18 protein-coding genes are annotated in these 19,211 nt (G+C 63.5%); 9 read left to right on the forward strand and 9 right to left on the reverse strand.

Annotated features, from left to right (window positions below):
• The first annotated feature begins 44 nt into the window (after positions 1–44).
• The 5 genes from G6N78_RS16870 to G6N78_RS16890 all read left to right on the forward strand — a co-directional run bounded on the left by G6N78_RS16870 (position 45) and on the right by G6N78_RS16890 (position 5,818).
• Positions 45–1,448, forward strand: coding sequence for a multicopper oxidase family protein (locus G6N78_RS16870; protein ID WP_165220593.1), 1,404 nt, complete (start codon positions 45–47; stop codon positions 1,446–1,448).
• Between the two features lie 25 nt (positions 1,449–1,473).
• Entirely contained in the window at positions 1,474–2,412 is a 939-nt protein-coding gene (locus G6N78_RS16875) for an MBL fold metallo-hydrolase (protein WP_206531579.1), read from the forward strand.
• 82 nt (positions 2,413–2,494) lie between these two features.
• The gene (rnd, locus tag G6N78_RS16880; protein ID WP_165221917.1) at positions 2,495–3,640 is read left to right on the forward strand and encodes a ribonuclease D; all 1,146 of its coding nucleotides are present in this window, start codon (positions 2,495–2,497) and stop codon (positions 3,638–3,640) included.
• Positions 3,637–4,638 carry a DUF2891 domain-containing protein gene (locus G6N78_RS16885; protein WP_165220597.1) on the forward strand — a complete coding sequence of 334 codons (1,002 nt, stop codon included), beginning with the start codon at positions 3,637–3,639 and terminating at the stop codon, positions 4,636–4,638. The genes rnd and G6N78_RS16885 overlap by 4 nt, the downstream gene beginning before the upstream one ends.
• Before the next feature lie 100 nt (positions 4,639–4,738).
• Positions 4,739–5,818, forward strand: a complete 1,080-nt coding sequence (locus G6N78_RS16890) for an adenylate/guanylate cyclase domain-containing protein (protein WP_165220599.1) — start codon at positions 4,739–4,741, stop codon at positions 5,816–5,818.
• Positions 5,819–5,844: 26 nt separating this feature from the next.
• Here the strand turns inward: G6N78_RS16890 and ppx are convergent, their stop codons facing one another.
• From ppx to G6N78_RS16910, 4 genes are all read right to left on the reverse strand, one after another.
• Positions 5,845–7,365 carry an exopolyphosphatase gene (gene ppx, locus G6N78_RS16895; protein ID WP_165220601.1) on the reverse strand — a complete coding sequence of 507 codons (1,521 nt, stop codon included), beginning with the start codon at positions 7,363–7,365 and terminating at the stop codon, positions 5,845–5,847.
• 6 nt (positions 7,366–7,371) lie between these two features.
• Entirely contained in the window at positions 7,372–9,558 is a 2,187-nt protein-coding gene (locus tag G6N78_RS16900; RefSeq protein WP_370691528.1) for an RNA degradosome polyphosphate kinase, read from the reverse strand.
• Between the two features lie 103 nt (positions 9,559–9,661).
• Positions 9,662–10,372, reverse strand: a complete 711-nt coding sequence (hdaA, locus tag G6N78_RS16905) for a DnaA regulatory inactivator HdaA (protein ID WP_165220603.1) — start codon at positions 10,370–10,372, stop codon at positions 9,662–9,664.
• Positions 10,373–11,524, reverse strand: coding sequence for an AI-2E family transporter (locus tag G6N78_RS16910; protein WP_165220605.1), 1,152 nt, complete (start codon positions 11,522–11,524; stop codon positions 10,373–10,375).
• A gap of 204 nt (positions 11,525–11,728) precedes the next feature.
• Between G6N78_RS16910 and purM the strand changes: the two genes are divergently transcribed.
• On the forward strand, positions 11,729–12,802 hold the full coding sequence (gene purM / locus G6N78_RS16915; RefSeq protein ID WP_165220607.1) for a phosphoribosylformylglycinamidine cyclo-ligase: 1,074 nt from the start codon (positions 11,729–11,731) through the stop codon (positions 12,800–12,802).
• Positions 12,799–13,455, forward strand: a complete 657-nt coding sequence (gene purN / locus G6N78_RS16920) for a phosphoribosylglycinamide formyltransferase (protein ID WP_165220609.1) — start codon at positions 12,799–12,801, stop codon at positions 13,453–13,455. The genes purM and purN overlap by 4 nt, the downstream gene beginning before the upstream one ends.
• Positions 13,456–13,466: 11 nt before the next feature.
• Here the strand turns inward: purN and G6N78_RS16925 are convergent, their stop codons facing one another.
• The 5 genes from G6N78_RS16925 to G6N78_RS16945 all read right to left on the reverse strand — a co-directional run bounded on the left by G6N78_RS16925 (position 13,467) and on the right by G6N78_RS16945 (position 17,479).
• A complete protein-coding gene (locus tag G6N78_RS16925; protein ID WP_165220611.1) occupies positions 13,467–13,895 on the reverse strand; it encodes a YeeE/YedE family protein in 429 nt (142 codons plus the stop codon).
• Positions 13,895–14,302, reverse strand: a complete 408-nt coding sequence (locus G6N78_RS16930) for a YeeE/YedE family protein (RefSeq protein WP_165220614.1) — start codon at positions 14,300–14,302, stop codon at positions 13,895–13,897. Before G6N78_RS16930 ends, G6N78_RS16925 begins: the two co-directional genes overlap by 1 nt.
• On the reverse strand, positions 14,299–14,640 hold the full coding sequence (gene bigR / locus G6N78_RS16935; protein WP_165220617.1) for a sulfite-sensing transcriptional repressor BigR: 342 nt from the start codon (positions 14,638–14,640) through the stop codon (positions 14,299–14,301). Before bigR ends, G6N78_RS16930 begins: the two co-directional genes overlap by 4 nt.
• A gap of 113 nt (positions 14,641–14,753) precedes the next feature.
• Positions 14,754–15,347 carry an NUDIX domain-containing protein gene (locus G6N78_RS16940; protein ID WP_165220619.1) on the reverse strand — a complete coding sequence of 198 codons (594 nt, stop codon included), beginning with the start codon at positions 15,345–15,347 and terminating at the stop codon, positions 14,754–14,756.
• A complete protein-coding gene (locus tag G6N78_RS16945; RefSeq protein ID WP_165220621.1) occupies positions 15,344–17,479 on the reverse strand; it encodes a molybdopterin-containing oxidoreductase family protein in 2,136 nt (711 codons plus the stop codon). Before G6N78_RS16945 ends, G6N78_RS16940 begins: the two co-directional genes overlap by 4 nt.
• Positions 17,480–17,565: 86 nt before the next feature.
• Between G6N78_RS16945 and G6N78_RS16950 the strand changes: the two genes are divergently transcribed.
• A complete protein-coding gene (locus G6N78_RS16950; RefSeq protein ID WP_165220623.1) occupies positions 17,566–18,432 on the forward strand; it encodes a 23S rRNA (adenine(2030)-N(6))-methyltransferase RlmJ in 867 nt (288 codons plus the stop codon).
• A 100-nt stretch (positions 18,433–18,532) separates the two neighbouring features.
• A complete protein-coding gene (locus G6N78_RS16955) occupies positions 18,533–19,195 on the forward strand; it encodes a ribonuclease T2 family protein (RefSeq protein WP_206531580.1) in 663 nt (220 codons plus the stop codon).
• Positions 19,196–19,211: the final 16 nt, after the last annotated feature.

Here is a 19,211-nt window from a genome sequence, read left to right on the forward strand (position 1 = left end):
GCTCTCAGGTTTAAGCAGGCCTGCAAGAAGCTGGAGGTTCCGCCATGCCCGCCCTGTCCCGCCGCACATTCCTCACCGGTAGCGCCGCGCTTGGCGCCTACGGGCTTGGCCTCGGTGGCGCAAGTCTCTATGCAACGGCATCCGCCGCAACGCCGATCACGCTGGAAGCAAAGACGGCGAATGCGCTGCTTGACGGTCAGCATCTGACGAAGGGCGTGATGACCTACGGGCTCGAGAGCGCATCCGCTGACCCCATGCCGCCGACGCTTCGGGTGAAGCGGGGCGAACCGTTTGCGGCGAAACTCGTCAACCGGCTGGACGAACCGACGACGATCCACTGGCACGGGCTGCGCATCGACAACCGCATGGACGGCGTGCCCTTCCTCACCCAGCCTTACGTCTATACCGGCGACAGCTTCGACTATGCCTTCACGCCCCCCGATGCCGGCACCTACTGGTACCACCCGCACTGCAACACGCTGACCCAGATGGGCCGCGGCATGACCGGGCTCTTCATCGTCGAGAACCCGGACGATCCGGTTTTCGACGCCGAGATCGACATCAACCTGCGCGACTGGCGGCTTGGCAGCGACGGGCAGTTCATCGAACAGTTCAAGCCGCGTGATGCGGCGAAGAATGGCACCTTCGGCACCGTGCGTGGCGCGAACTGGCAGGTGCAGCCGGCCTTTGACGCGCCGGCGGGCGGGCTGGTGCGCGTGCGGCTGGCCGCAACCGACGTCACCCGCATCTACATCCTGAAGCTGGACGGGGCCGAGGCGAAGATCGTTGCCCTCGACGGCCAGCCGCTTGCTGCCCCGCTTGCCCTCGACCAGGTGACGATCGGCCCCGGCCAACGGCTCGACCTCGTGATCCGCATGCCGGAGAGTGAGGACCAGACGGTGTCGCTATCCGACATCCGGCCTTCCACGGCCAAGGTCGTTGCGACGTTCCGTGCGACGGGAGCCTCGCTGAAGCGGGATCTCGGCGAGGTGCGGCCTCTGCCTGCCAATCCCTGGATGCCGCCGGACCTGAAAAATGCCGAAACCATCCCGCTTATCCTGAGTGCGACGGCGGAGAATGCGGCAAAGGAAAGCTTCTGCGGTTCGCTTGGGTATTCCTTCTGGGCGATCAACAAGGTGCCGTGGCCAGGCGACACGTCGGACCCGATGGCGCCGCTTGCCGAACTGAAGCGCGGACGAAGCTACATCCTCAACCTGGAAAACCCGACGCCGCACCTGCATCCGATCCACCTGCACGGCATGAATTTCCAGGTGATCGCCTCGAATGCGAGGGCGGTGGCGCCCCTGATTTCCGACACCTATCTTGTCCTTCCGGACGAAAAGGTTCAGCTTGCTCTGGTTGCCGACAATCCGGGAGACTGGGTGCTGCATTGCCATATCATCGAACACCAGAAAACGGGCATGACCTCCTACATCCGGGTCACCTGAAGGCACGGTGCCACGCGAGGTGCCTGTGACTTCGACCACGCTGACGGACACACTTCGCATCCTGGAGCCGGCACCCGGGATCTTTGCCTATTATGACGGCCGCATTCCGGGCAAACGCCTGCATTCGCCGGAGCGGAACTGGCTGGACGACGGCGCCTATTCGCTCGGCATTGCGAGCTACGCGATCGTCTGCGGGCGCCAGGCGCTGGTCTACGATACGCATATCAGCCTCGACCACGCGCGCTTCATCCGCGCCCATCTCGCCGCGATCGGGGTCAGCGACATCGAGGTGGTGCTCAGCCACTGGCATACCGACCACATCGCCGGCAATGCGGTGTTTTCCGATTGCATGATCATCGCCAATCCGCAGACGGCGCTCGTCATGGTGGAGAATGACCGGCTGCTTGCGCAGAAGAGCCCGCCGATCCATCCGCTCGTGCTGCCCAACCGGCTGTTTGACGGGCGGCTATCGATTGCCTACGGCACCCGGCGTATCGAGCTTTTGCAGTTCAACATCCACAGCGCCGACGGGACGGTCGTCTGGCTGCCCGGCGAAGGCCTGCTTCTGGCGGGCGATACGCTGGAGGACACGATCACCTACGTCTCGGAGCCGGAGAATATCGGGGTCCACATCCAGGAACTCGGGCGGCTGTCCGAACTGCCGATCCGGCGCATCCTGCCCAATCATGGTGCCGACGATCGCATTGCCGGCGGCGGCTACGATGTTGGCCTCATCGAAGCGAACCGTCGCTATCTGCACCGGCTCTCGCGGCAGATTGATGAGCCCGACCTGCCGGAGCGGCCGCTCTCCGCTTTCCTGTGGGAGGAACTTTCGGAAGGCTGGATCTCCTATTTCGAACCCTATGAGCGGGTCCACCGGGACAACATCGCCGCCCTTCGTGGAGCGCGCACGAGACAGGGTGCGGACAACAATAAATCGGAGAATATCCCGCCGAACGCGTAATCGGTGCCGCGTTTGTGTTGACATCCGCAGGTGAAAGGGAAAGGAAGGTTGAACGATCTTTTTTGCCGAACGACCGATGCTGATCATTCAAACGACTGCCGCTCTCGCGGATGCCTGTGCCAAACTCGCCCAATCCGACTTCGTGACCGTCGATACCGAATTTCTTCGGGAAACGACCTTCTGGCCGGAACTCTGCCTCATCCAGATGGCAAGCCCGGACCTTGAAGTCATTGTCGACCCCATGGCCAAGGGCCTGGATCTCCAGCCTTTCTTTGCGCTGATGGCGGATAGCTCCGTCCTCAAGGTGTTCCACGCCGCGCGCCAGGATCTGGAAATCATCTACCATCTCGGCAAGCTGATCCCGCACCCGATCTTCGACACGCAGGTGGCTGCGATGGTCTGCGGCTTCGGCGATTCGATCTCCTATGACCAGCTCGTCCAGCGCACGAAGAACGTGCAGATCGACAAGTCCTCGCGCTTCACCGACTGGAGCCGCCGTCCCTTGTCGGACAAGCAGCTGGATTATGCGATGGCCGACGTCACGCATCTGCGCGACGTCTATCTCAGCCTCAAGGAGAAGCTGGAAAGCGAAGGTCGGACGACCTGGGTTGCTGAGGAAATGGCGATCCTGGAAAGCCCGGAAACCTATGACATGCATCCGGACGATGCCTGGCTGAGGTTGAAATCGCGCCTGCGCAAGCCGCAGGAACTTGCGGTGCTGAAATTCCTCGCCGCCTGGCGCGAGCGGGAAGCCCGCAGCCGCAACGTGCCGCGTTCGCGTGTGCTGAAGGACGATGCGATCTTCGAAATCGCCCAGCAGCAGCCGAAGGATTCCGAAGCGCTCGGCCGCCTGCGCACCATTCCGAAGGGCTGGGAGCGCTCCTCGTCGGCTTCGGCGATCCTTGACACCGTGAACGCCGCGCTCGCTCTGCCGAAGGCCGAGATGCCGCATGCGCCGAAACACGTGCATACGCCCGAAGGCGCTCAGTCCGCCGTCGAACTCCTCAAGGTGCTGCTGCGGCTGATTTCCGAAAAACATGGGGTTGCCGCCAAGGTGATCGCCAACAGCGACGACCTCGACAAGATCGCCGTCGATGGAGAGGCAGCCGAAGTGCCGGCGCTTTCCGGCTGGCGACGTGAATTGTTCGGCGAACCGGCCCTGAAGCTGATTTCCGGCACGGTGGCGCTGCGCTTCATCGACAAGAAGGTGGAGACGGTGGAGCTGTGAGCCTCGGCCCCGCGCTTGCCGACCAGTTTGCCGCCATCGCGCTTGGCCACGTTACCCGCGAATATCCCAATCACCTCGCGCACGGCTTTGCCGGTCCCGGGGATCGCGGCACGCCGCGTGAGCTGCATCCGATCTTCTACGGCAGCTTCGACTGGCATTCCTGCGTGCATGGCTATTGGCTTCTGGCGCGTATCCTGAGGCGGTATCCGGACGGTCAGCACGCGGCAGAGATTCGCGCTCTGTTCGACGCTCAACTGACCGCCGAGGCCGTGGCCGGCGAATGTGCCTATTTCGCCCGCCCTCTCGCCCGCGGCTATGAGCGCCCCTATGGCTGGGGGTGGCTGCTGAAGCTTGCCGCCGAACTGCACGGGCTGGAGGATGGCCGGTTTGCGACGGTGCTGCAGCCACTGACAGACGTGATTGCCGACCGCTTCAGCCAGTTCCTGCCGATTGCCACCTATCCGGTCCGGGTCGGCACGCATTTCAACACCGCCTTTGCGCTGCGGCTGGCGGCCGATTATGCCGAGACGACGGGCGATGCGGCCCTGATGGCACTGCTGCGGGACACCGCGCTGCGCTGGTATGGCGACGACATGGATTGCCCGGCCTGGGGCGAGCCGTCCGGCGATGAGTTTCTCTCTTCGGCGCTGATCGAGGCGGAATGCATGCGTCGCCTGCTGAAGGCTGACGATTTCGCCCCCTGGTTCCGGTGCTTCCTACCCCGCCTGGCAGATGCGCAGCCGGCAACTCTCTTTTCCCCCGCCACCGTCTCCGACCGGTCGGACGGCAAGATCGCCCATCTGGACGGCCTGAACCTCAGCCGGGCCTGGTGCTTCCGGGCGCTTGCGGCATCGCTTTCGCCGGACGATCCGCTGCGTGCGGCTCTCGAGGCGGCAGCGGCCACGCATCTTCAGTCCGCCCTGCCCCACGTCGCCGGTGATTACATGGGCGAACACTGGCTGGCGAGCTTTGCAGCGCTCGCGCTCGATGACGCCTGATCGCTACCGGCTCCTCTTGCACGGCGCCTGAGAGATCGTATGGTTGCAATACGCTGCGAATGCCGATGATCCTCAACGCGGGGAGCCTTAACGGAAGATCATGGCCCTGACCCAGAGGATCGCCCTCAGAAGCCGACCTGTCTATTCCGGTTTGCGCTGGACGTTGCTGTGCGGCTTCATCGCCTTTACCGGCGTGCTCTACATGCTTGTCTTCGAGGCGGAAGGCGCCTTCTACATCGGCTCCATCTATGCGCTCGCCTGCAGTCTGCCGCTGATCCTGTTCGAAAGCGGCAAGTTGATGCCCGATCTTCTGGAACGGGTCCGGCGGTTTTCGACGCCCGCCTATTTCCTGACCAGCCTTGCCATCTATTTCGTTCTCTCCGGTCTCGGTTTTGCCGCGGCAGGGGTGTTCATCAAGCTCACCGGGCTCGTCGATGCCGGATGGAAGCAGTTGCTCGTGCTGCGGCCGCCGGCCTTTCTCTATACGCTCGTTTTCTTCCTGGCCGGCATCACCATCATCCGCGTTCGTCAGCTTCTGGGGCGGCGCGCCTTCCTCAGCCTGGTGACCGGACGTTACCGCCGTCCGATCGAGGAGGAACGGGTTTTCCTGTTCATGGACGTGGTGGGCTCCACCGCCTTCGCCCGCCGATACGGCGACCTGCGCGCCCAGGAATTCCTTGGGGAAGTCTTTGCCAGCCTTGCGCCGCATGTGCGCAAGCATCATGGCGAGATCGATGATTATGTCGGCGACTGCGTCATCGTCACCTGGCCGATGAAGGAAGGGATCGACCGGGGGCGCTGCATCCGCTGCCTCTACGATGTCCTGGACGACATCGAACGGGACCGCGACTGGTGGCAGAAACAGTTCGGCATCGTGCCACAGCTTTCGGCGGCGCTGCATGGCGGACCGATCGTGACTGCCGAGATCGGCGTCTTCCATCACAAAATCACCTATTTCGGCGATGTGGTGAACACCACCGCCCGCATCGAGACCCTGTGCAAGAGCCTCAAGCAGCCGCATCTGATTTCGCAGGACCTGTTTGCCCGTCTGACATTGCCGGAGGGAGTCGAGGCCGAACCGCAGGGTGCGCATGCGGTGAAGGGACGCGACGAACCGCTGAGCGTGCTGTCGCTGCGGCGAACGGCATCGGAGAAACCGTCGCTGCCTCTGGCGTCGTGACGCTCTGCCACGACGCGCGCTTCCCATTATTCGAACACGAAAGCGAGCCGCTTGCCGGTCAGTTTCGAAAGCTGCTGCAGGCGCCCGTCCAGCCGCTCGCCCGAAAAATTCGCATATTCATGCGGCACGACGAGATCGAGATCCAGATCCGGATTGTTCGAGCGCCGGAAGTAGAGGTGGTTCACGACACCCGGCATCGAGGCCGAGAACAGGTAGACGACGCGCAGCAGCCCGCCGAGCAGCTTGGCGAGCGACAGGAGGCGCGGCGTGGCAATCTGCGACAGCGGTCCCGTCGCGCCATCGTCATGCAGCCCCTCGAAGCGGTAGTAATTGGCAAGCGCCAGATAGGCGCGGCCCGGATGGGTGATGCCGACGAGCGACGAGTGGGCGATCAGGTTCAGCGCCTGCAGCCCGCGGTAATCCGGATGGGCGCGCCAGCTGATATCGGCCAGCAGGCAGGCGGCGCGCCGATAGCGGCCCTCTTCGTCGGTCTCGTCGATACCGAACATCGGCACCATGCGACCGGTCCATTCCGCCAGTTCGCGCGCATGTTCCGGCGAGCGGGCGCGGAGGATCGCCAGCTGGTCTGCGGCGAGAAGCAGCGGGTCCTTCTGCTGTTCCTCCGGCGGAAGCTGCGAGTAGAGATAGCCTTCCCGCACGCCCTGGGCAGAAAACACCACGCGCGCCGGCTTCATGACCGACAGCACTTCCTGCATGGCCACGGCGCCGAAGGGCAGCAGCGCGCGGCGGTTCTTGGAGACCGACTGCCAGGCCGGGTCCTTGGAATCCTTCGAGAGAACCACCTGTTCGAGGAAGTTCAGCATCTCGTTGAGCTGCAGTTCGTACCCTTGCATCATGTGCAGCGGATACTGGGTGATTTCCATGTGCAGCTTGGCAATGTTGCGCCAGGTGCCGCCGACCGCATAAAAGACGCGCCCCTCCCCCTTTTCGAGGAAACCGACATTCTTCACCTGCGCACGGGCGAAACTGCGCGCCTTCTGCAGCGAATTGCCGGAAATTTCTGAGAGCCGCAGACCGCCGAGCGGCAGCGTGATGCCCTTGCCGAAATCCTCGTCGCGGATATCGATGAGTTCCAGCGATCCGCCACCCAGGTCACCAGCAATGCCGTTCACGCCATTGAAGCCGCTGATCACGCCGAGCGCAGAATAATAGGCTTCCTGTTCGCCGGACAGAACCTGCACCGGCTGGCCGAGGATCTCTTCAGCGGCCTCAATGAAGGCCGGACCGTTCGAGGCTTCGCGGGCCGCCGCCGTGGCGAGCACGAAGATGCGGGTGGCGCGCGCCTGGTCGGAGAGCGCGCGGAAGCGGCGCAGTGCGCTCAAGGCACGGTTGACCGCCTCTTCGTCCATCCGTCCGCTGGAGCCCAGGCCCTTGCCCAGACCGCACAGGACCTTCTCGTTGAACAGAATTGTCGGCGAGCGGGAGAGATCCTCGTAGATCACCACGCGAACGGAGTTCGAACCGATGTCCACTACGGAAACAGGAGCGCTTCCGGGGAGACGCCCCTGAGCTTCAGATCGTACCATACGTCACTATTTCTTGCGTGCGGAGATCAGACCCGCAATCAGTTTCGGCGCACTCGACTTCAACGCTTCCCCGCGACCGGACAGGCTGGGGTTTGTCATGAAATACTGCTGCGCATTGAAAGGTTCCTCACCGGGGCGAACTTCCAAGCGGCGCGACGTTCCATCGGGCAATATCTCGTAGCTCTGCTGGTTGTCAATCAGGTTGCCCAGCATGATCTGCGACAGCACCTGTTCATGCACCGTCGGGTTCAGGAGCGGCACCAGCGTTTCGACACGCCGGTCGAGATTGCGCGGCATCATGTCGGCGGAACCGATATAGACCAGCGCCTTTTCCGAGGGCAGGCCCTGGCCGTTGCCGAAGCAGAAGATGCGGCTGTGTTCGAGGAAGCGGCCGACGATCGACTTGACGCGGATATTGTCGGAAAGACCCGGAACCTGCGGGCGCAGGCAGCAGATGCCACGCACCACGAGATCGATCTCCACCCCTGCCCGGCTGGCGCGGTAGAGCGCATCGATGATCTCCGGATCGACCAGCGAGTTCATCTTCATCCAGATGGCCGCCAGCCGCCCGGCCTTGGCGTGTCCGAGCTCTTCCTCGATGTGGCGCAGGATGCGTGAGCGCAGCGTATAGGGAGACACCGCAAGCTTCATGCTGGCTTCCGGCTCGCCATAACCGGTGATGAAGTTGAAGACATTCGCCATGTCGTGGGCGATGGTCGGGTTGCAGGTGAAGAAGGAGAGATCGGTATAGATCTTCGCCGTCACCGGGTGGTAGTTGCCGGTGCCGAGGTGGCAGTAGGTGCGAAGCTTGCCATCCTCGCGGCGCACCACCATCGACATCTTGGCGTGGGTCTTGAGCTCGATGAAGCCGAAGACGACCTGCACGCCGGCGCGTTCCAGGTCGCGGGCCCAGCGGATGTTCGCCTCTTCATCGAAGCGGGCCTTGAGTTCGACGAGGGCCGTCACCGACTTGCCCATCTCCGCCGCATCGATCAGCGCCCGGACGATCGGGCTGTCGTTCGAGGTGCGGTAGAGCGTCTGCTTGATCGCCAGAACATCCGGATCGCGTGCCGCCTGGAGCAGGAACTGCACCACCACGTCAAAGCTCTCATAGGGGTGATGAACCACCATGTCCTTTTCGCGGATCGCGGCAAGACAATCGCCGGCGTGTTCGCGGACGCGCTCCGGAAATCGGGCGTTGTAGGGTTCGAAACGCAGGTCGTCGCGCGGCGCCTTGGCGATTTCGGACAGCGTGTTGAGGGCCAGAAGACCCGGCAGAACCGCGACGCGATTGTCCGGCACGCCGAGTTCCTGCACGACGAACTGGCGCAGCGACGCCGGCATTTCGGAGTCGGTCTCGATGCGGATGACCTTGCCGCGGCGGCGGCGCTTCAGCGCCGTCTCGAAGAAGCGCACCAGATCTTCGGCCTCTTCCTCGACTTCGATATCGCTGTCGCGGATGATGCGGAAGGTGCCCGCCCCCTTCACCTCGTAACCGGGAAACAGGCGGTCGATGAACATCGACACCACGTCTTCCAGCGTGATGTAGCGGATGATCGCACCTTCATCCGGCAGGCGGATGAAGCGGTCGAGCGTCGGCGGCAGGCGCAGAAGCCCGGTCATCGGCTCGCGGCCGCTCTTGCTGTCGAGCTGCAGGCCCATCGAAAAGCCGAGGTTCGGAATGAACGGGAACGGATGGGCCGGATCGATGGAGAGCGGCGTCAGGATCGGGAACAGGTTGTCCTCGAAGTCGCTCGCCAGCCAGTTGCGGTCCTCGTCCGACAAAGCCGACGGGCGCACGATCAGGATATCCTCGCGTGCGAGATACTGCTGCAGCACGGCAAGCGAGGCCTGCTGTTCCATCTGCAGGTTGTCGATCTCCTTGAGGATCTCGTCCAATTGTTCGGCCGGCGTCTTGCCGTCCGGGCTGCGCACGACGATGCCCTGGCGGACCTGGCCTTCGAGCCCCGCGACGCGCACCATGAAGAATTCGTCGAGATTGGCCGCCGAGATGGACAGGAAGCGCACGCGCTCCAGAAGCGGATGATCCGTGTTCAGCGTTTCTTCCAGAACGCGGCGATTGAACTGCAACCAGGAAAATTCACGATTGATGAAACGATCCGGGCTCTCCAGAAGGTCGATGGCATCCTGATGGGCGGCAGCCTCCACCGGCCTATCCTGCGCTTCCGACATCTGATCCATCGTCATCCCCCATTGTTCGACGGGAACCGGCAATCGAAGCGACGCCGGCCATCCCGTTGGCCCGTAACCTTTTTCAACGACGCAACTGTGACAGTCAATCGCCGCCCGCCTCGCCGGCAAAGCTTTGCAGCACCTCGGCGGCGAGCGCGCGCGTGATGCGCGTGCCCCGCGCCAGCGCCAGCCGGTCGAGCTGCTCGACCACGCCCTGCGCCGCTTCCATCGATCGCTCCATACGGGCGACGATATAGGCAACAATACGGTCATCGATATGAAGCTGGCGATCGGCAAACAGCTTGATGATCACCTGGCCGAGCAGATCCTCGTCCGGTTCGCCGATTTCGATGACGGTCGCCGCCTTCAGGCGCGAACGCAGATCGGGCAGCGTGACCGGCCAGGACATCGGCCAGAGCCTCGCCGTCATCAGGAAGGTATGCCCGTTTTCGCGCACGCTGTTGATGACGTGGAAAAGCGCGTTTTCGTCAAAGCCGGCGCGATCGGCATCCTCGAACAGCACGGGACCCGCAGCGGCAGCGGTGGCAGCCGCCGCGCCTGCCAGGGGATGGATCGGGGTGGCGCCGGCCTTGTCCTGCCAGATATGGGCGAGATGCGATTTTCCACAGCCCGCCGGCCCGGTCAGGATCACCACGGGCGCCCGCCAGGCCGGCCAGGCATCGATCATGGCAACGGCCGCGCTCAGTTGCGGCGCGACGAGCAGGTCGTCGCGGCCGGTCGCGGCATCATGAGTCAGCGCGAGCGGCAATTGCTCGGCACGCTGACGCTTCTGTCTGTCTAGCGTCTCAGTCATTCAATCTTGCGTCGGAGGTTGATTGAGAGCCTTCGCCTCGACATCCGCCCTGTCATCCCAAGGCAGCGCGGCGGAATGGCCGTAATAAATATCGCTCTGAAGATACCGCGAGATGGCGAAACGGACAAGCACGCCGACGACGGCTGCCGCCGGAACGGCGATCAGCAGCCCGACGAAACCGAACATCGCGCCAAACGCCAGCAGCGCAAACATCAGCCAGACCGGGTGCAGGCCGACGCTGGAGCCGACGAGCTTCGGCTGCAGGATGTTGCCCTCGATGAACTGGCCAGAAAAGAACACGCACATCACCGCAATGATCCAGGGATATTCCGGCCAGAACTGCATCAAGGCGACACCGACGGCGAGCACCAGCCCGACCAGCGATCCGATATAGGGAATGAAGCTGATCATGCCGGCGACGAAACCGATCAACAGGCCAAAATTCAGCCCCACAATGGACAGGCCCACCGCGTAATAAATGCCGAGGATCAGGCAGAGCGAGCCCTGGCCGCGGATGAAGCCGGAGACCGCATCGTCCATCTCCCGCGCCAGCTGGCGGATCGTCGTGACCTGGTCGCGTGGGATCCAGCTGTCGACCTTGGCGACCATACGGTCCCAGTCGAGCAGGATATAAAAGGCGACGACCGGGGTAATGATGAGGAGCGAGATGACATCGACGATGGTTTTTCCCGAATTCCACAGCTGGTTCAGCAGCCCGCCGAGGAAGCCGGCGCCCTCGCTCATCAGGCTTGAGAAATTCTCCTTGGCCGTCTGGATCTGAGTGACGATCCAGTGCGGCAGGAAGGAGTTTTCCGGGCTTGCGATCAGTTGCTGCAACTGCGTGATATATTGCGGCAGGATCTGCGCAAAATCGGCGAACTGGCTGATGATCAGCGGGATGACGATCATCAGCGCGATCGCAAACATCAGCACGAAGCCGACCAGGATGACGACGGTCGCCATGAGCCGCGACAGGCCGCGCCGCTCCAGCCAGTCGGCCACCGGATCCAGGAAATAGGCGAGCGCCATGCCGGCCACAAAGGGCAGAAGAATGGTGCGGAAGGCGAGCAGAAACGCGATGAACAAAGCGAGCGCGCCGAGCCAGAAGAGCACGTAGCGCCTGAGCCGTGCACCGCTGATGTGATAGGCCATCCCGCTTCCCCGTTCTCTGTGGCAGTGCAAACAGGGATGGCGTAGCTTCACGACAAGGTCAAGGCAGAGCCGCATTTTGCCGAAATTCACCGGATGACCTTGGAAAACCGGGGCTCGTGACGCTCGACCCTTGCATCCGGCGACACTCCGTGCAATGGCGACGCTTCTTCCAGGACATGCTTCCAGCACATGCGGAGACGGGCAATGAGCGATACGGGCAAGAACGGTCTCACCTACAGCGATGCGGGCGTCGATATCGACGCCGGGAACCTGATGGTGGAAAAGATCAAGCCCGCCGTGCGCTCCACCCGCCGCCCCGGCGCCGATGGCGAGATCGGCGGCTTCGGCGGCCTGTTCGACCTGAAGGCGGCCGGTTTCACCGATCCGGTGCTGGTGGCGGCCAATGACGGCGTCGGCACCAAGCTCAAGATCGCCATCGACGCCAACCGGCACGACACCGTCGGCATCGACCTCGTCGCCATGTGCGTCAACGACCTCGTGGTGCAGGGCGCCGAGCCCTTGTTCTTCCTCGACTATTTCGCCACCGGCAAGCTCGATCCGGAACAGGGTGCGGCGATCGTTCTCGGCATTGCCGATGGCTGCCGCCAGGCCGGCTGCGCGCTGATCGGCGGCGAGACCGCCGAAATGCCCGGCATGTATTCCGATGGCGACTACGACCTCGCGGGCTTTGCCGTGGGTGCCGCCGAACGCGGCCAATTGCTGCCGACCGGCGACCTGATGGATGGCGACGTCATCCTCGGCCTCACCTCCTCCGGCGTGCATTCCAACGGCTTTTCGCTGGTGCGCAAGATCGTAACACTCTCCGGGCTCGACTGGGACGCCCCTGCCCCGTTCGCCGAGGGCAAGACGCTCGGCGAAGCCCTGCTCACCCCGACCCGCATCTATGTGAAGCCGCTGCTGAAGGCGATCCGCGCCACCGGCGGCATCAAGGCGCTCGCCCACATCACCGGCGGCGGCTTCCCGGACAACATTCCGCGCGTGCTGCCGGACAATCTGGCCGCCGAAATCGATCTCGACAGCATTCCCGTCCCGCCCGTCTTCTCCTGGCTTGCCAAGACCGGCGGCGTCGCAGCCCATGAAATGCTGCGCACCTTCAACTGCGGTGTCGGCATGATCGCCGTCGTCTCCGCTGCCAATGTTGCTGCAGTGACCGAGATTCTCTCGGCGGAAGGCGAAGTCGTGGTGCCGCTCGGCCGGATCGTTACCCGTGCCGAAGGCGCGGCCGGCACCGTCTACAAGGGCACGCTGGCTCTATGATCACGGCCCGGAAGCGCGTCGTCGTTCTGATTTCCGGCAGCGGCTCCAATATGGTGGCGCTGGCGGATGCCTGCGCCTCCCCGGAATTTCCGGCCGAGATCGTCGGCGTGCTCTCCGACAAGGCGACCGCCGGCGGCCTTGCGAAGGCTGCGGCGCGCGGCATTCCGACCGTCGCCCTGGAGCGCAAGGCGTTTGCCAGCAAAGCCGAGCATGAGGCGGCGGTTCTTTCCGCCCTTGCCGAGTGGAAGCCGGATCTCGTCTGCCTTGCCGGCTACATGCGGCTCCTGTCGGCAGAGTTCATCCGGCCCTACGAGGGGCGCATCCTCAACATCCATCCGTCGCTGCTGCCGCTGTTTCCCGGCCTGCACACGCATCAGCGGGCGCTCGATGCCGGCGTGCGGGTGGCCGGCTGCACCGTGCATTTCGTCACCGAAGGCATGGATGAAGGCCCCTCGATCGCCCAGTCCGTCGTTCCGGTCCTGCCCGGCGATACCGCAGACAGCCTTGCCGCGCGGGTACTGACGGTGGAGCACAAGAGCTATCCGCTGGCCCTCAAGCTGGTGGCCGAAGGCCGCGTGCGCATGGGCGCCGATGGCAAGGTCGAGCGGGACGCAGCCGTGGTCGGCGCCGACGAGATGCTCATCAGCGCCTGACCCTTTTCCCGTCAGATCCGACCGGCCAGCACGCGGTCATGGAAGACCATGCCGGCGACCATGGCGATGACGAAGACCAAAGGCGTCAGATACCCCATGGAGAGCGCCGACAGCGCCGGACCGGGGCAGAAACCGCCGAGCCCCCAGCCGATGCCGAAGACCGCCGAGCCCAGCACCAGCGGCAGATCGATGCGGCGGTTCGTCGGGATGTGGAAGACCTCACCGAAGACCGGTTGTCTCATTCGCTTCACCAGCAGCATGCCGGCCATGGCGACCATGACGGCACCGCCGAGGACGAAGATCAGGCTCGGGTCCCATGCGCCGAAGAGATCGAGAAACCCCTGCACACGGGCCGGATCGAGCATGCCGGACAAGGCGAGGCCAAAGCCGAACAGGGTGCCGCAGACGAGTGCGGCGAGCGGTTGCGCGAAACGGTTCATCAGAGGCTCCCTCTCAGGATGGTGACGGTGACGATGCCGGCCGTCAGGAAGGTGACGACGGCGACCATGGACCGCGGCGACAGACGTGCGAGGCCGAGCACGCCGTGGCCACTGGTGCAGCCCGACCCCATGCGAGAGCCAATGCCGACCAGCAGCCCGGCGACGACGGCGAGCGGCAGGCTGGCGGTGATCGTCACTTGAGGCCAGGCGCCGGTGACGGCCAGGTAAACGAGCGGCCCGAGAACGAGCCCGAGCACGAAGGCGCCGTTCAGCCACGGCAGAGAACCCTCGGCAAGACGCCCTACAATGCCGCTGATGCCGGCGATGCGTCCGGTCAGGATCAGGTAGGAAATAGCCGAGAGGCCAATCAGCAGGCCGCCGGCAAGGGATGGCAGGTAGGTACTCATAAGGATTTGTCCTCGGAACAGAAGATGGCGAACAGCGCGCCGATCAGTTGTGCGGTCTTGGCCTCGGTCAGGGCATAGAAGATCTGCTTGCCCTCGCGGCGGGTATCGACGATGCCCGCCTCGCGCAGCACCGTGAGCTGCTGCGACAGCGTCGGCTGGTGCACGTCGAGCTTTTCCTCCAGTTCACCGACCGAAAATTCGCCTTCGACCAGCGTGCAGGCGAGCATCAGACGGACCGGATGCGCCAGAACCTTGAGGTGTCCGGCCACTTCGGTGGCGCGCTCCTCCATGGCTTTCGGGCTCATCCCGTGTGCCGGTTCCATCTCAGACAGGTCCATGCGCGCATCGTCTCCGCGATCAATATATATTATATGATAATGTATATTGACGAGACATTCAAGGGCGATCTGCGGGAAGATCGCGAGACTCGGTTAGCGCTTGGAATGAAGGATCAGCCGAGCGTCGCCCGGTTCAGCGCCGCCCATTGCAGCAGCATGATCGTCTTGCCGTCGCAGATCTCGCCGCTTTCAATCATCGCGAGGGCTTGTGGCAAGGCAACTTCGAGAACCTCGATATCCTCGTGTTCCTCCTCTAGCCCGCCGCCTTCGGCAACACGGTCGGAGGTATCGATGACCGCCGCAAAGAAGTGGATGATCTCGGTAACGGCACCCGGCGACATGAAGCACTTGAACAGGAAGCGCACGTCACGCACCTGATAGCCGGTTTCTTCGATCGCCTCGCGGCGGATCGCCTCTTCCGGCTGGTTGCCGTCGAGCAGGCCGGCCGGCGTCTCGATGAGATAGCCGTGATGGCCGTTCTTGTAGGCCGGCATGCGGAACTGGCGCACCAGCACCACGACATCGCGCTTCGGATCATAGAGCAGGATGGTCGCGCCATTGCCGCGATCATAGACCTCGCGGTGCATGCGCTCAGTATGGCCCTTGCTGTCGGTGTAGTCGAAGGTGACCCGGTGCAGGTGGTACCAGTTGTCGGAAAGAAGCTTCTCCTCAACGATGGCAATGTTGGCCCGCTTTTCCGCACTCATGCTTCTGCTTTCTTCATCCAGACCCGGTTGTCGTGCACGGCGGCCCCGCCATAGGGCGCCACCGGATCGGCACCGGTCAGAACATTGATGCCCTCGCCATCGAGATGCGCGCCGTTTGGCCAGAGCCCTTCTGCGATCAGCACGCCCCGTCGTGCGGTGGCCGCGATCTTGACGTGAATGCGCAAGTTCCCTCGCCGGTTGCCGATCTGCACGACCGCTCCATCTTCAAGACCGTAGGCCACAGAATCGTCCGGATGCACCATCACCTCGGGCCGCCCTTCCTTTTCCCGCGAGGTTTTTGTCTCGGCAAAGGTGGAGTTCAGAAAATTGCGCGCCGGCGAGGTCGCCAGCCGGAATGGGTGTTCCTCATCCGCCAGCTCGATGACATCCACCTGATCCGGGAAAGTCGGAAGTTCCGCATGCGGGCCGAGCGGGCCGATGCTGGCGGGCGTCTTGTTGGGGGACGGGCCGTTTGCCCAATCAGGCTTGAAGCGGAATTTGCCGTCCGGATAGCCAAAACCGTTCAGGTAATGCGAGTCTTCGAAGCCGGGCTGGCAGTCGATCCATTTGTCGATTCGCAGTTGCTCGTAGCCGGGGTAACCGTTCGGCAGCAGCATGCGGTCGATATGTTCGCGCTCCGAAAGACCGAAGCCCGGGTAATGATCGACGCCGAGACGCTTTGCCAGTTCCTCGACGACGAAGAGATTGGTGCGCACGGTGTCCGGTGGCTCGACCAGTTTCGGGCCGAGCAGGATGTGGTTCTGCCCGCCGGCGCGGTAGAGATCGTCATGCTCAACGAACATGGTGGCCGGCAGAACGATATCGGCGACCTTCGCCGTATCGGTCATGAAATGCTCGTGCACCGCGACGAACAGGTCATCGCGCAGAAAGCCCTTCCGCACCAGCCGCTGTTCCGGCGCAATGTTCATCGGATTGGTGTTCTGGATGAGAAGCGCCGTCACCGGGCCGCGCTGGCGCAGCGCCACCGGATCGCCGGTCAGCACGCGACCGATCTGCGACTGGTCGAGCATGCGCACGTCGGGATCCATGTAGGCGGTGCCCATCAGTTCGCGCTTGTCGAGCCGGAAGAGTTCGCCATTGTTGTGGAAGGCGCCGCCGCCTTCATACTGCCAGGAGCCAAGCACGGTGGCGATGGAGAGCGCCGCATGCATGGCGACCGTGCCGTTGCGCTGGCGGGTAAAGCCGTAACCCAACCGGAAGAAGGTCTTCTTCGTCGTGCCGACGAGGCGTGCGAGCGTCTCGATCTCTTCGACGGAGAGGCCGGTGATGGCGGACGCCCAGTCCGGCGTCTTCGTTTTCAGATGCGCCTCGAGACCTGCCGGATCATCGGCGAATTTTGCCATATAGGCCCGGTCGGCATACCCGTCGCGGAAGGCGATATGCATGATGGCGCAGGCAAGGGCTGCATCGGTGCCGGGCTTCAGGATCACCTTGATATCGGCCTGCTTCATCGTCGGGCTGTCGTAGATGTCGACGACGACGATCTTGGCGCCCCGCTCCTTGCGCGCCTTCACCGCATGGGTCATCACGTTGACCTGGGTGGCGACCGGGTTCGTGCCCCAGATGACGATGCAATCGGACTTCGCCATCTCGCGCGGATCGGGGCCACGCAGCGCGCCGGTGCCCAGCACGTAGCCGGTCCAGGCCATGTTGGTGCAGATGGACCCGAAGAAGCCGGAATAGCGCTTGGCGTGGCGCAGGCGCTCGATCGAATCGCGCTGCACCTGCCCCATGGTGCCGGCGTAGAAATACGGCCAGATCGCCTCGGCGCCATGTGCGGCTTCGGCCTTGACGAAGGCGTTCGCGATCTCGTCGAGGGCGGCGTCCCAGGAGATCTCCTGCCAGGCGCCCTCGCCTTTCGCTCCGATCCGCCGCTTCGGCGTCAGAAGACGCTCAGGATGGTAGAGCCGCTCGGCATAGCGGGCGACCTTGGCGCAGATGACGCCGGCGGTATAGGTGTTGGCATTGGCGCCGCGGACACGGCCAATCTTTCCGTCCGCCGTCAGGTCCACATCCAGCGCGCAGGCGGAGGGACAGTCATGCGGGCAGACCGTGTGGCCGGTGGTGACGCCAGAGGCGTTTTTCAGGGAGATCGGGGTCGCAAGGTTCATGGCTTTCCTATAGGACATGCGAGACGTCGCAGAAAGACGCTTTCGCGATGCATCACATCAATTCAAGAGAGCCAGAAGTCCCGTTCATGAACTATCGGCACATCTACCATGCCGGCAATTTTGCCGATGTCCTGAAGCACGCCGTGCTCTGCCTGCTGATCCGCTACATGCAGAAGAAGGACAAGGCGTTCCGGGTGCTTGATACCCATGCCGGCATCGGGCTCTACGACCTCTCCTCCGAGGAGGCGCAGAAGACCGGCGAATGGCGCGACGGGATCGGACGCCTTCTGTCTGCCGATCTCGACCCGCAGTCTGCTGCCATTCTGGCGCCCTATCTCGATGCCGTGCGCGAACTGAACCCCAAGGGCGACGTCACCCGCTATCCCGGCTCGCCAAAGCTTGCCCGCATGCTGTTTCGTCCGCAGGACCGGCTGGCGGCGATGGAACTGCATCCGGACGATTACCTTCGCCTGTCGCGGCTGTTCGAGGGCGATTTCCAGGTGCGCGTCACCGAACTCGATGGCTGGCTGTCGCTCGGCGCGCATCTGCCGCCGAAGGAAAAGCGCGGCATCGTGCTGGTCGATCCGCCTTTCGAGATCGAGGGCGAATACGAGCGGCTGGTGAAGGGGCTCGTCACAGCCTGGCGGCGTTTTCCGGGCGGCACTTATTGTCTCTGGTATCCGATCAAAAAGGGCGCGCCGATCAAGGAGTTCCATGAGGCGCTGCAGGAGGCGGAGATCCCGAAAATGCTGTGCACGGAACTGTCGGTGAAGAGCGACCGGGATGCGACGGGCCTCTCTGGCTCCGGCCTCATCATCGTCAACCCGCCCTTCACGCTGAAGGACGAGTTGCACCGCGTTCTCCCGGTTCTCAAGGATGTGCTGGCGCAGGACCGGTTTGCCTCCACCCGCACCTTCTGGCTGCGCGGCGAAATGACCGGCAGCGACCTCTGAAGGCTTGCATGGTCGTCCTATGGGGCCGACCGCTGGCTGCCCGCTTGACCGGTTCAAGCACCTGCGCCATGGTCTCATCCGATTTGGAGGAGGCCCTTTCATGACCCTGCGTCCGCTTCGTGCCGGCCTTGCCCTGGGCCTTTTGACGGCTTCGCTCATCGGCAGCCCTGTCTCTGCGCAGGAGAAGACGCCCGGGCGGTTCGATTTCTACGTCCTCTCGCTGTCCTGGTCGCCCACCTTCTGTGCCAGCAGCCGGGGCAAGGATAGCCCGGAGCAGTGCGGCACGGAGAAGAAATTCTCCTTCATCGTGCACGGCCTCTGGCCGCAGAACGACAAGGGGTATCCGGAATTCTGCACCACGAAGGAACCGCGCCGGGTGCCGGACTCGCTCGGTCGGAATTATTTCGACATCATGCCCTCGATGGGCCTGATCGGCCACCAGTGGCGCAAACACGGCAGCTGCTCCGGCCTCAGCCAGGCCGAATACCTCGCCAAAACCCGCGAGGCGGCGGCCAAGATCACCCTGCCGCCGGACTTTTCCCATGTCGCCCAGCCGCAGACGCTCTCCGCTGAGGCGATCGAACAGAGTTTCATCCGCGCCAATCCCGCCATGCCGGAAACGGCGATTGCCGTCAGTTGCGAGGGCAGCCGGCTGGAGGAGGTGCGGATCTGCCTGACGAAGGACCTTTCCTTTCGCCCTTGCGCCGAGGTGGACCGCAAGGGCTGCACGATCAACCGCGTGACGGTACCGCCGCCACGCTGACCTTTTTGAAGACCAC

The sequence above is a fragment of the Allorhizobium pseudoryzae genome (assembly GCF_011046245.1).
Taxonomy (GTDB): domain Bacteria; phylum Pseudomonadota; class Alphaproteobacteria; order Rhizobiales; family Rhizobiaceae; genus Neorhizobium; species Neorhizobium pseudoryzae.

Excerpts from the sequence above, each read along its gene's own strand:
- G6N78_RS16930 (WP_165220614.1), bottom strand. The coding sequence starts at position 14,302 with ATGAGTACCTACCTGCCATCCCTTGCCGGCGGCCTGCTGATTGGCCTC.
- G6N78_RS16870 (WP_165220593.1), top strand. The coding sequence starts at position 45 with ATGCCCGCCCTGTCCCGCCGCACATTCCTCACCGGTAGCGCCGCGCTT.
- G6N78_RS16940 (WP_165220619.1), bottom strand. The coding sequence starts at position 15,347 with ATGAGTGCGGAAAAGCGGGCCAACATTGCCATCGTTGAGGAGAAGCTT.
- bigR (WP_165220617.1), bottom strand. The coding sequence starts at position 14,640 with ATGGACCTGTCTGAGATGGAACCGGCACACGGGATGAGCCCGAAAGCC.
- G6N78_RS16890 (WP_165220599.1), top strand. The coding sequence starts at position 4,739 with ATGGCCCTGACCCAGAGGATCGCCCTCAGAAGCCGACCTGTCTATTCC.
- hdaA (WP_165220603.1), bottom strand. The coding sequence starts at position 10,372 with ATGACTGAGACGCTAGACAGACAGAAGCGTCAGCGTGCCGAGCAATTG.
- G6N78_RS16900 (WP_370691528.1), bottom strand. The coding sequence starts at position 9,558 with ATGTCGGAAGCGCAGGATAGGCCGGTGGAGGCTGCCGCCCATCAGGAT.
- purM (WP_165220607.1), top strand. The coding sequence starts at position 11,729 with ATGAGCGATACGGGCAAGAACGGTCTCACCTACAGCGATGCGGGCGTC.
- G6N78_RS16955 (WP_206531580.1), top strand. The coding sequence starts at position 18,533 with ATGACCCTGCGTCCGCTTCGTGCCGGCCTTGCCCTGGGCCTTTTGACG.
- G6N78_RS16910 (WP_165220605.1), bottom strand. The coding sequence starts at position 11,524 with ATGGCCTATCACATCAGCGGTGCACGGCTCAGGCGCTACGTGCTCTTC.
- G6N78_RS16925 (WP_165220611.1), bottom strand. The coding sequence starts at position 13,895 with ATGAACCGTTTCGCGCAACCGCTCGCCGCACTCGTCTGCGGCACCCTG.
- purN (WP_165220609.1), top strand. The coding sequence starts at position 12,799 with ATGATCACGGCCCGGAAGCGCGTCGTCGTTCTGATTTCCGGCAGCGGC.
- G6N78_RS16945 (WP_165220621.1), bottom strand. The coding sequence starts at position 17,479 with ATGAACCTTGCGACCCCGATCTCCCTGAAAAACGCCTCTGGCGTCACC.
- ppx (WP_165220601.1), bottom strand. The coding sequence starts at position 7,365 with ATGGTACGATCTGAAGCTCAGGGGCGTCTCCCCGGAAGCGCTCCTGTT.
- G6N78_RS16950 (WP_165220623.1), top strand. The coding sequence starts at position 17,566 with ATGAACTATCGGCACATCTACCATGCCGGCAATTTTGCCGATGTCCTG.